A 12,185-nucleotide genomic window follows, 5' to 3' on the forward strand; every position below is an offset into this window, starting at 1 on the left:
TCTCCTCTATTCCTACCATACTCCAAGGAGCAGCATCACTCCCGGCACCCAGGCCGTGATCACGCCTTCGATCACCTGGAGCACCGGAACAAATTTTCCGAGCTTTTTGCCCATGATATCTTCCACAAAGGCGGTTCCCCAGAGAATTGCCCAGAGATACCAGATTCCCGCCCAGCGGATATCCGGTGCGATCCCCAGTGCTTTACTTCCCAGAAATCCTTCGATCGTTCCAAATATTACCGCATTAACAGCTACAAATGTGGAAAACCACGCAAATGGGATCGGACTCAGCTTCAGGATCTTGGAAAAAGCTACAAACAGGTAGGTAAAGCAGAACAGAAGACCTGTTCCTGCCGCATAATAATTCCCCTGTACCAGATTCACAAAATTGATAAACAGCGAAAGTCCACCTGTAAAGATATTCATAACTGCAGTGGATTTTCCGTCTACATTATATAAGGTGCACATTCCATTATTGATCAGAACGATTCCCACAAACAAAAGACATACTCCTAACATCTGTTTCTCCTCCTTATGGTAAAGTCAGTCAGTCCGGAGGCAGTCCCGAAGTCTTCCTGCGAACACCAGGGGACTGCTGCCCGGACAAAGAATGATAATTGCTGTGTCGTTTAGAACAGATTGTAGAGCTGTGTAAGCGGAAGCTTTTCCGCAGGCTTGGAAGTTATAGTCTCCCCGTCTACTGTTACCTCATAGGTTTCCGGATCTACCGTGATCTTCGGTGTACGGCTGTTAAATACCATATCCTTCTTGGCGATAGTTCTGCAGCCTTTTACAGGAACTACTGTTTTTTCCAGTCCATAGGCTTCTTTGATCCCTGCCTCATATGCAGCCTGGGAAACAAAGGTAAGGCAGGCTTCGTTCTTTGCTTTTCCATGTGCTGCAAACATCGGCTGATACATTACCGGCTGTGTAGTCGGGATCGATGCGTTGGCATCGCCCATCTTGGAAGCGATGATCATACCGCCCTTGATGATGATATCCGGCTTTGCTCCGAAAAATGCAGGATTCCACAGAACAAGATCTGCGAATTTTCCCTTCTCAACAGAGCCTACATAGCTGGAAATTCCGTGTGTAATGGCAGGATTGATGGTATATTTGGCAATATAACGTTTTACACGGAAATTATCATTTCCTTTTCCCTCGTCCTCCGGAAGGGCTCCTCGCTCATCCTTCATTTTGCTGGCTGTCTGCCAGGTACGTGTGATAACCTCACCTACACGGCCCATAGCCTGGGAGTCAGAGCTCATCATACTGAAAATTCCCATGTCATGGAGGACATCCTCTGCAGCAATGGTCTCAGGACGGATACGGGAATCTGCAAATGCCACATCCTCCGGGATCTTTTTGTCCAGATGATGGCATACCATCAGCATATCCAGATGCTCATCCAGGGTATTTACGGTATATGGCATGGTCGGGTTTGTGGAGGATGGCAGAACATTTCCCGCTGCTGCGGCACGGATGATATCCGGTGCATGTCCGCCGCCGGCTCCTTCTGTATGATAGGTATGGATCGTTCTTCCGCCGATCGCAGCAAGAGTATCCTCCACGCATCCACCCTCATTTAAAGTATCTGTATGGATCGCAACCTGTACATCATACTCATCTGCAACATTCAGGCAATGATCGATAACTGCCGGTGTGGCACCCCAGTCCTCATGGATCTTCAGTCCCATGGCACCTGCTTTTACCTGTTCGATCAGCGGAGCCTCATCTGAGCAGTTTCCCTTTCCGAGAAATCCGAGATTCATAGGATATTCCTCTGCTGCTTTCAGCATCATACGGAGATTCCACGGTCCCGGTGTACAGGTAGTTGCATTGGTTCCGTCTGCAGGGCCTGTTCCTCCTCCGATCATGGTGGTAACACCGCTGTACAGCGCACAGTCAATCTGCTGCGGACTGATGAAATGGATATGGGTATCAATACCACCTGCTGTGACGATCATTCCTTCTCCCGCCAGTGCCTCTGTAGACGCACCGACCGTCATTCCAGGTGTCACTCCGTCCATAATATCCGGGTTTCCTGCTTTTCCGATCCCTGCGATCTTTCCATCCTTGATTCCGATATCAGCCTTGATGATCCCTGTGGTATCCACGATCAGGGCATTGGTGATCACCAGATCCAGATCGCCGTCACGGCTGCAGGTTTTTACAGATTGTCCCATTCCGTCACGGATGGTTTTGCCGCCGCCGAATTTCACTTCATCACCGTATGTTGTGTAATCTTTCTCAACCTCCACTACAAGGCTGGTGTCTGCAAGTCTTACCTTGTCACCAGTTGTAGGGCCGTACATCATTGCATATTTTTCGCCGGAAATTTTTACGCTCATTTATGTCCCTCCTTATAAGAATCCCTTTAATGCTGCCTTTTCCATGGAGGCCTTCTTGGTGTCCTCTGCTGCTCTTGCTCTTGTCAGGTCATTCAGACCAAATACGCGTTTTCTGCCGCCCATCTCAGTCAGCTGCACTTCCTTTTCTTCTCCCGGCTCAAAGCGGACAGAAGTACCGGACGGAATATCCAGATGATAACCGTATGCAGCCTCACGGTCAAAAGAGAGACATCTATTTACTTCAAAAAAATGGAAATGAGAGCCTACCTGTACAGGACGGTCGCCTTTGTTGGCAACCAGGATCTTTGTAGTTTTTTTCCCTTCATTAAGTACGATCTCTCTGTCTGCGGGAATAATTTCGCCAATCTTCATGTCAATTCCTCCTTACTGAATCGGATTGTGTACAGTCACAAGCTTTGTTCCGTCAGGAAATGTTGCCTCCACCTGCACCTCACCAAGCATGTCTGCCACACCTTCCATCACATCGTCCTTTGTGAGAATAGTGGTTCCAAGCTGCATCAGCTCTACGACAGTTTTGCCATCCCGTGCCAGTTCCAGAAGTTCGGAGCTGATGTAAGCCAGCGCTTCTACATAATTCAGTTTCAGTCCGCGTTCTTTCCTCTCCTTCGCCAGATTTCCGGCCATATGGAGCATGAGTTTTTCCTGTTCCTTCGGGGTAAGTCTCATTGTTTCTTCCTCCTTTTTCGCCTGTTATTCTTTACTAATTTAGTCCAGTAAAAAAACACAGACAACGGAAGCTCTCGCGAACTCCATTGTCTGCGTCAATGAATGCATTATATCTGCTTTTTTCCGGAAAGTCAAGCAGCCAGATTATTTGTGAAGTGACTCACCATTGGTAGCGATCACATCTTTATACCAGTAGAAGGATTTTTTCTTATAACGATTCAGTGTACCTGTTCCATCGTCGTTGCGGTCCACGTAGATGTAGCCGTAGCGTTTTTTCAGCTCTGCCGTAGATGCACTGACAAGGTCAATGCAGCCCCAGGAGGTGTAGCCCATAACATCTACGCCGTCCTCAACAGCCTCTTCGACCTGAAGGAGATGTTTCTGCAGGTAATCAATACGGTAGTCATCCTCAACGGTCATAACGCCATCCTTCTCTACCAGCTTGTCTACTGCGCCCAGTCCGTTCTCAACGATGAATAACGGTTTCTGATAACGATCCCAGTAGTAGTTCAGCACATAGCGAAGACCCTGCGGATCGATCTGCCATCCCCAGTCAGATGCTTCCAGATATGGGTTCGGAACACCGCCCATAAGATTACCCTTTCCTTTTACATGAGCCGGATCTGCTGTCTCACAGATACTCATGTAATAGCTGAAGGAAACGAAATCTACTGTATTCTTAAGGATTTCCGAATCACCTGGCTCAAATTTGATCTCAATGTTATTTTCACGGAAATAACGTTTCATATATCCCGGATAATATCCGCGGACATGTACATCACCGAAGAAATCGTTCTTGTGAACACTCTCCATAGTCTTGATCACATCGTCCGGGCATGGGGTCAGCGGATAAGTCGGCATGCTTAAGATCATGCAGCCGATCTTTGCATCCGGCATCATCTCATGTCCGATCTTTGTTGCAAGTGCACTTGCGACCAGTTCATGATGAACCGCCTGATACAGATCCTGCTGGGAAAGCTTGTCTTTTTCTGTGTAAATACCACCGCTTAAGAATGGTTCATGGAGAACAGAGTTGATCTCATTGAAGGTCAGCCAGTATTTAACCTTCTTGCCGTATCTTGCAAAAATAGTTCTCACATATCTCTCATAAAAACCGATCATCTTTCTGTTTACCCAGCCATCGTAGGTTTTTGCAAGATGAAGCGGTGTTTCATAGTGGGAGATCGTTACCAGTGGCTCGATCCCGTATTTATGGCACTCGTCAAAAAGATCATCATAGAACTGAAGACCTTTTTCGTTTGGTGTCTCCTCATCTCCGTTAGGGAAAATACGACTCCATGCAATGGATGTACGGAATACCTTGAAGCCCATCTCCGCAAATAATTTCACATCTTCTTTATAACGATGATAAAAGTCGATTCCGACAAGTTTCATGTTATCCGGTGTAGGCTCTTCCGTTCTGGGGCCTACGATTCCGTGTGGTGTTACATCCTGTGTGCATAAACCCTTTCCATCTTCGTTGTATGCACCCTCACACTGATTGGCAGCAACTGCGCCGCCCCATAAAAATTTTTTTGGAAATGACATTCTGGAATCCTCCTTATGTGATATATTCAAGCGGACATTCGGAATCCGCTTCGCTACTTTCTCATGAACAAATAAGCGGAATAACCGCTTATTTGTTCATAAAATGATATAAAGCACCGATTAAATTTGCGTCATTGTAGAATTGGCAGTTTGTGATCTTCGGCTCCGGAACATATGGTGTTATCTTTCGCAGCGGAATATTCTTCATTACTTCATCCAGGCTTTTCTGAAGATATTCATGCAGAATCGGCTGCTGGCTGATGCCTCCGCCGATGGCGATGATGTCCAGATCCAGATAAATATTCAGGTTATAGATCTGTACTGCAAGACGATCTGTAAACTCTCTCAGACCTGCCAGAACTTTCTCATCACCTTCATTTGCCAGACCGAATATCTTCAATCCATCGTAAATCTGCCAATCCGCTCCTGTATGCTTTGCAACAGTCTTTGCAAGTCCTTCCGCACCACTAGTCATTCCCCAGTAGTTGTCCATCTCTGCCGGCTCCTTCGCCTCTGTGCATACATAGCTGTATTCGCCTGCGGTGAAATGATTTCCGCGGAAAAGCTTTCCGTTGAGGATGATCCCGCCTGCAACACCGGTTCCGATAACAACAACAGCTCCATTGGTACAGCCCTTAAGACTTCCTCTCCAGAACTCGGCAAGTGCCGCACATTTTCCATCATTTTCCACAGAAACCGGAATTCCGTAACGCCGGGAAAGTTCTGTGCCAACAGTACTTCCTGCAAGATATGCAAGATATCCTGCTGTTACACAATATCCATTCCTGTTGTCCAGCATACCAGGCATGCTGATGGCAATACCCTCAATGCGGTTTCTGTATTTCTCCACAACACCGTCCAGAACTGCATAATAGTCTTCTTTTGTCTTTGTATGATAGTCCGGTGTGGAAACCTTATCTTTTTCAAGAATTTCTGCATTTTCGTTCATTAATGCATATTTCGTAAATGTTCCGCCTGTATCAAAAACCAGATAATTTTTCATTTTCATTTTACCTCAAACTTTATTTCTCGTCGCCAAAATTCAGCGCAAGCTTTGCAAAGAAATCTTCCAGTGTCAGTCTTGCATCCAGATATTTGTAAACACGGATCTCACGGTTGTCCTGACCATGGATGTATGTCATATCCTCTGCGATCCTCGGTGCAGGTACCATATCGTAGCTTACCTTTTCCAGTTCTTCCATCAGAACGGCGATAGTTCCCTGATCACCAAGTCCCCAGATCTCGCCCTGTGGCCAGTCCATCTCGTACTTGGCTGCTACATGGTTGAAATCCACCAGCTGCTCAAAAAGATATTTTCCGATCTTTCCACATGGGCGTACCTTCAGCTGAAGCTCTGCAAGAGAAACAGCCATCACTTTATAAAGACTCATCGGCACCTGCCATACCGGCACTTTGGAGGAAAATACTACGTTTGCAGCGTTGATATCCATCATCAGATTGAACTCAAATCCACCCTTTGGATAATCTGCTCCGCCGATCCAGATCACTGTCATACGCTCTGCGATCTCCGGTTTCATCAGAAGTGCGGAGGCAACGTCTGTAATGGCACCCTGGCACGCAATGTATAGCGGTCTTTTGCCTTCCTTCATCGCTTCCTCGATGATGAATCTTGCACCCTCGGAATCGATAGGTGTATTCTCATCTTCAAGGGCGCGTGGTGCACCCAGCTTTACCGGATACTGATTCTTAAGCCCCATAAGCTCCATGACTTTGATGATCTCATCGTAGCTTGCCTGTGCAGTACCAAGTTCGCCGTATTGCTGCGGATTTTTCCAGAAATGCCCCGCAACAAGGCCTTTTACGTCGAATCTTGGTGTCATGAGATGATGTGCTACTGCATACTGGTCATCTGCCTCGTTTTTGCAGTCTGTATGTACGATCACCCTTACTTTTTTGTTTTCCGGTACTGTATAGGCGTAATTCCACATAATATTTTCCTCCTTATATAAAATAGATGTTCTGGTAATCGAAAGGAGCACCTTTCGATGCTCCTTATTTTTTCTTTTTTGTTCGATTTTAATTTATGCGTTTTCTTTATTCCGTTGGTTCAGCTCTGCACGGATCTGCGGATATTTTTTATCCAGATCATATGGAATCAGCACAACGATAGAAAGTATTGTAGCTACAAGTGCAAGACCACCGAATGCAAAATTGATCGCTGTATGTGTCTGTGGGAACTCCTTTGCAATGCTGATACCATCTGCTACTGCCTTATCAAGCTTTGCTGCATCGTAATTACCCCATACAAGAAGAGCAGATACGATCGCAGATGCTGCTGCTGAGGAAACCTTGTTTACAAATCCCTGGATCGCATTCTGTGTTCCACCAAGATTTCTTCCTACCTGCCACTCTGTATAGTCAAAGATATCAGGCATCATGGAGAAGAACATACTGGAACGGAAACCAAAGCCAAGTCCGATCAGTCCAAGGGATGCTGTTGCGATCGTTCCATTGGATGTGAAAAACAGAATCGCAAAACCAACACAGTCTACGATCGCTCCAAACTGGATCAGCTTGATCTTTGCAATTCCCTTACCATTGAGATAAGCTGCAAGGATCATAGTCGGGATTGCAAGTAAGGTAAGTAAAGTAAGTGCCAGTGACATTCCGCTTACATCACCAACAATGTAAGTATAATAGTACTGCATTGCACCATACATGGAAAGATATCCAAGGAAGAGGAAAAATACCTCGCCAAGGAACATGATGTAATATTTATTTTTTACAAGACTTCCGATATCCTTGATCAGAGAGCTCTTTCCTGCTGACTTTGTCGGAGGATTGATCTCCACGATGGAGAATACACAGATCGCCATGATCACAACGACGATGATTCCAAGCACAATGTTTGTGTTACGATATCCGGTAGCCAATGCTGCACCAGTTGCATCCTTGGAGCCGGAGAAGAAGTATACCATCGGAAGCACGAACAGGGAAGATGTCAGTGATCCAAGGTTTGAAAATACAGTACGTGTTGTAGAAATCTTGGTACGCTCTGTTGCTGATGCTGACAGAGAAGATACGATCGGTGCCATCGGAATATTTACCAGAGTGTAGCCAAATGAGAAGATAACGTAAGTTACGTATGCCCATGCAAGCTTTGCACCTGCGCTCCATCCTGTCGGAACGGAAAACAGAAGAACCATACCAACTGCAAGGACCGGTGCACCGTAAAGCATCCATGGACGGTAACGTCCCATTTTTGTATCGGTACGGTCGATCATTGCACCTACCATATAGTCTGTGAATGCATCGATGAATTTTGTTACAACGAACATAAATCCAACAGCGCCGGCTGCAAGTCCCGCGCAGTTTGTGTAATAAAAGAGAAGATATGTATTAGCAAGAAGGTACGCAAGATTACAAGCATAATCACTGATACCGAAACCGATACGCTGTCTCCATTTGAACTTTGTTGTTTCATAATATGCCGGTTCGTGTTTTAACTTTTGCATTTCTTTCCTCCACCTTTTTTATGTTGATTTAACGATCCACTCAGGAACATGTAAATTTTTTCTGCGCGCCCTGTTTCTGGCGGATCGATCAGGTATGTCTCAACGACAAGCATATTATAATCAAAGATATTTGATTTTCGTTATCATTTCTTTGATGTTTTTATCATTTTTCCAACATATTTCTAATATTTTTATAAACTCATTCAAGAATAAAATTCCTTACGCTTATATTTTTCCCGGTACTGCCTGGGAGTCATCTTCATATATTCTTTAAATACACTTCCAAAATGACTCTGGGAATTGAAGCATACATAATCACTGATCTCTGACAGGGTCGCATCGGAATATTTCAGGAGATTGGCAGCTCTTTCTACACGGAATTTCTGGATATAATCCACGATCTTCTCTCCCGTATCCTGCCGGAAGCTTCTGGAAAGATGACCCGGGCTGATCCCGATAGCCTCTGCGATATCTTCAAGATATATCTTATGGTGATAATTCCGGGAAATATAATCCTTGCACTGCTCTGTATAGCTGGAAAAACTTCTTGTTTTTCTGGTATCAGCTACCAGCTTTGTAAATTTATAAAAGCATCTTTGGTTCAGTTCGATCATTTCTTCCATAGTCCGGCATTGGTCGATCTGGTTGATAAAATAATCACTGAGACGATATGCATCTGCCGGCGAAACTCCTCCTGCTATAGCTTCTCTTGTTGCCAGTGTAGTTGTTACAATAGCCTGATTCCTCTGATGATTAAAATGTTTTCTGGAAAGGATCCCACTCTTTTCCAAAAGTGCCGTGGCTCGTTCATTAACCTCTTCCACATTTCCTTCACGTATACTATCCAGTACATATCGTTCCTCCATATATGTATGATGGTAGGCCGCCGCATCCGATTTGTCCAGTTCAATGCGAACTGTTTCACCCTCCTCCCAAGCTTCTTTTTCCTCGATGAGATTATTTTTTTCCATAAGGTCATCCGGCTGAATATCCTTTCCCTCCAAAAGCTCATACAGGAAACTTACGAAATTTAACATCCTGTTCAGTGTCATTTTGTCCGGATGACGTTCTTCCTTCATTGACATGTGATATTTCTTATAAAACTGATGGATTTCCACATAGCTGAGCTCTTCTGCACCTACCGGACCTGACAGATAGAAATCCTGGCCGCTCTGAACACAGAAGAAATAAATTTTATCAAACGCCTTATAAATAGTCGGTACATTCTGTTCTTTTGTCTGGCAGATCAGGGACCGGCGCAATTCCTCTGATACAGTCAGCGGATTCTGTTTTTCGGGAAAAATCCCAAGACTCCGGATATTTTCTCCTGCTTCATCTGCATAAAAAATGGGAATTCCCCACAGGCTTTCCAGTTTTCTCAACAATGTATGTTCTACCATGTCAACATCCTTTCATCTGTAATATCGGGCTGTTATTGGAATAAATTATATGTTTTTTTTCTTCCATGAGCAAGTCCCCATCTCTGCTTACTGCTTTTCGCAACTCCGCAGGAAACTTACTTGATTCGGTTAAAAAGGCTTGCAGCTTTTTTCGGGGGAGAGTATGCTTGTAGTATCATAAATAAGAGAAACAAGGGGATTTTCCTATGAAAATATGTGGATTTAACAAAACAACCCTGCTGGATTATCCGGGAAGGGTAGCCTGTACCATATTCTTAGGCGGCTGCAACTTCCGCTGCCCATTCTGCCAGAATGGAGCTCTTGTCGTGGAGCCTGACACCCAGCCTGAATATTCCCAGGAGGAAATCCTGGCTTTTCTAAAAAAAAGAAAGGGGATTCTCGATGGCGTCTGTATTTCCGGCGGTGAACCCACACTTGCACCGGAGCTGCCGGAATTTCTCAGCAGGATCAGGGAGCTGGGCTATGATGTGAAGCTCGATACCAACGGTTCCCGCCCCTCCGTGGTAAAAAATCTCGCAGCAGCTGACCTGATCAACAAGGTTGCCATGGATATCAAGGCCTGTCCTTCCAACTATCATGTGCTTACCGGTGTACATGCTGATCTGGATGGGATCCGGGAAACTGCCGGATGGCTGCTGGACGGACACCTTGATTATGAATTTCGTACAACAGTTGTGAGGGAACTTCATTCCGAAAAAGATTTTCAGGAGATCAGCCGGTGGTTAAGCGGTGCAAAAGCTTATTATCTCCAGGCTTACCGGGATTCCGACGGAGTTCTGATACCGGGATTCTCTGCCTGCTCCGAGGAAGAAATGAAAAACTACCGGGATATCCTGTCTCAGACGATCCCGGTAGTAGAAATTCGTGGTATGGAGCTGTGATCTGCGGATTTGCAAAACTGTTTGCTTATATGGATGCCGAAATTTTTCTGATCAGATGTTAATAAAACAGTACCAGTATCCTCCCTTTCCGCCTGGGATATGAATATCCGGACATTCCTTAAAGTAGGGAAAGCCAAACATATTGGCCATAAACCGTTCCTGCTGGCTGTATCCACCGGGTACTCCCAGTATGTACTGTCCCCGGGAATTTCTGCACAGCAGAAGATGGCCGAAATTCTGATATCCGTACATGACAAAACGGTTGCTGCAGAAGCAGCCGTTTTTTCTGCATAAGGCACTGCAGTCCGATGGTCTGATCTTGTGGCAGTCTGTGAAATAGCCGTCGTTAAAGGGATCATCACAGGGTATTCCCGGAAGTGGACGAGATGGCTCCGGTCGCGATGGTTTCGGCGGATGCGGATACGGCTGGCCTGGCCGTGGTAGTTCCGGCGGATGCGGTGACGGCTGGCCTGGCCGTGGTAGTTCCGGCGGATGCGGTGATGGCTGGCCTGGCCGTGGTAGTTCCGGCGGATGCGGACCGGGAGCCTGATATGAATTTCCGGTTTCCGATGTCTTTAATACATCCTCCTGAATCTCCTCCACCGTCATGATCCTGTCTGACTCCTTCTGATTTTCCTGCACTTCTGGCAAGGCTCCATCTTTTTGATTTTCTTCTTCCTTTTCTTCCCGCTCTCTGCCTTTTTTCTCCGCCACCTTCTGATATTCCGTTCCTGTTTTCTCCGTTTCCTTCCGAGGTTCCGTTTCTTTTTTCTTCCACTCGCGGAAATTCTCCGGCCGGATCGGCTGATCATCCCATTCCGTTCCCCAGAATCCACCGGCATCGGAGATCAGAAGCAGTCCTCCAAGCTCCTGAAGACTTTTTCCCATGCCTCCAATATCCCCTGTATCCGTCTCCAGTGCGCACTCGATCCGTTCCCGCCCGGTAACACAGCTTCCGATCAAAATACCATCCATCAGCCCTTCCTGCCGCACAAACCCATACACTCTGCACCGACTTCCAGGCTCCAGTCCAACGCAGCGCAGATGAACCTCCACACGGCATTTCCTATCTCTGGCCTCCACCCTCACATAACCGCTGCTGCCATCTTTTTTTCCTTTCCGATACTCGTACACATACGCAACAAAACGCTGATATCCAGCCAACGCACGTCCCTCCGGTATTTCGGTTTCGTTAATATATATGAAGATCGAGAGAAATCATTCCATCAACTGAAAAAAGCTCCAGGATGTACAAACACCAAAAAGGACCCCTCAACCAAGGGATTCTCAAGCTGTTAGGCAAAAGAATACGGCTATACCCGAATCAGTACACCGAAACAGAATATTAACAGACAGGTGAAGAATTAAGACGTACAGAAAATTTGCGCATTTGTCAAAAAAGCATTACTGTATTAGAACATTCTGCGCTTGTCAGGATTTTCCGTATATGCTACACTGTACGGGAACAATCGTGTTACAGGGTGGCTGACCTCTAGTCCCAAAAGGATGGAGGTGGTGCTGATGAACAACAATTATTTTGACTTCAAAGATCTTATGGCTTTTGGCATGTTCATTCTAGCATTGCTTACGTTCGTATTAATGTTTTGTAAGTAATTCTTTACATAGAAAAACCACCCCAAAACTTTGACCGAGTACAGGGTGGAATTTTCTAATCTTCTCTTATAAGGTCAACCCCTTGTGGGCGGTTGTTCTTTATATCTGTATTATAGCACTGCTATTTAAAGCATTCAAGAATATTTTCATCTGTAAATATAAAAAACCCCTGGTGGTCCATGCTCGGGACATTCACCAAAGACTTTC

Annotated in this window: 11 protein-coding genes; 1 reads left to right on the forward strand and 10 read right to left on the reverse strand. The window is 45.6% G+C overall.

All coding sequences use genetic code 11. The features are described 5' to 3' along the window. Window positions 1-12: 12 nt before the first annotated feature. The 9 genes from V9W66_RS06370 to V9W66_RS06410 all read right to left on the reverse strand — a co-directional run bounded on the left by V9W66_RS06370 (window position 13) and on the right by V9W66_RS06410 (window position 9,462). The gene (locus V9W66_RS06370) at window positions 13-519 is read right to left on the reverse strand and encodes an AmiS/UreI family transporter (protein WP_144093143.1); all 507 of its coding nucleotides are present in this window, start codon (window positions 517-519) and stop codon (window positions 13-15) included. A 110-nt stretch (window positions 520-629) separates the two neighbouring features. Continuing rightward, window positions 630-2,351 (reverse strand): urease subunit alpha, encoded by a 1,722-nt coding sequence (gene ureC / locus V9W66_RS06375; protein ID WP_144093145.1) that lies wholly within the window; start codon window positions 2,349-2,351, stop codon window positions 630-632. Between the two features lie 12 nt (window positions 2,352-2,363). Continuing rightward, complete coding sequence (ureB, locus tag V9W66_RS06380; protein ID WP_144093147.1) at window positions 2,364-2,723, reverse strand: urease subunit beta; 360 nt, start codon at window positions 2,721-2,723, stop codon at window positions 2,364-2,366. 12 nt (window positions 2,724-2,735) lie between these two features. Then, window positions 2,736-3,038, reverse strand: a complete 303-nt coding sequence (gene ureA, locus V9W66_RS06385) for an urease subunit gamma (RefSeq protein WP_021977982.1) — start codon at window positions 3,036-3,038, stop codon at window positions 2,736-2,738. 144 nt (window positions 3,039-3,182) lie between these two features. Further along, on the reverse strand, window positions 3,183-4,586 hold the full coding sequence (locus V9W66_RS06390) for a glycoside hydrolase family 1 protein (RefSeq protein WP_144093149.1): 1,404 nt from the start codon (window positions 4,584-4,586) through the stop codon (window positions 3,183-3,185). A gap of 88 nt (window positions 4,587-4,674) precedes the next feature. Continuing rightward, on the reverse strand, window positions 4,675-5,589 hold the full coding sequence (locus V9W66_RS06395) for an ROK family protein (protein WP_144093151.1): 915 nt from the start codon (window positions 5,587-5,589) through the stop codon (window positions 4,675-4,677). Window positions 5,590-5,608: 19 nt separating this feature from the next. Next, on the reverse strand, window positions 5,609-6,535 hold the full coding sequence (locus V9W66_RS06400) for a nucleoside hydrolase (protein WP_144093153.1): 927 nt from the start codon (window positions 6,533-6,535) through the stop codon (window positions 5,609-5,611). Window positions 6,536-6,628: 93 nt separating this feature from the next. Further along, window positions 6,629-8,062: an MFS transporter gene (locus V9W66_RS06405; RefSeq protein ID WP_144100274.1), complete on the reverse strand. Its 1,434-nt coding sequence runs from the start codon at window positions 8,060-8,062 to the stop codon at window positions 6,629-6,631. Window positions 8,063-8,265: 203 nt separating this feature from the next. Further along, window positions 8,266-9,462: a helix-turn-helix transcriptional regulator gene (locus V9W66_RS06410; RefSeq protein ID WP_144093531.1), complete on the reverse strand. Its 1,197-nt coding sequence runs from the start codon at window positions 9,460-9,462 to the stop codon at window positions 8,266-8,268. A 206-nt stretch (window positions 9,463-9,668) separates the two neighbouring features. Between V9W66_RS06410 and V9W66_RS06415 the strand changes: the two genes are divergently transcribed. Next, the gene (locus V9W66_RS06415; protein WP_021650953.1) at window positions 9,669-10,364 is read left to right on the forward strand and encodes an anaerobic ribonucleoside-triphosphate reductase activating protein; all 696 of its coding nucleotides are present in this window, start codon (window positions 9,669-9,671) and stop codon (window positions 10,362-10,364) included. Between the two features lie 51 nt (window positions 10,365-10,415). Here the strand turns inward: V9W66_RS06415 and V9W66_RS06420 are convergent, their stop codons facing one another. Beyond that, window positions 10,416-11,528, reverse strand: a complete 1,113-nt coding sequence (locus V9W66_RS06420) for a DUF6128 domain-containing protein (protein ID WP_144093533.1) — start codon at window positions 11,526-11,528, stop codon at window positions 10,416-10,418. Window positions 11,529-12,185 lie beyond the last annotated feature (657 nt).

Origin of the sequence: Blautia massiliensis (ex Durand et al. 2017), from assembly GCF_051861785.1 — a bacterium.
In the GTDB taxonomy this organism is placed as follows: Bacteria; Bacillota; Clostridia; order Lachnospirales; family Lachnospiraceae; genus Blautia_A; species Blautia_A luti_A.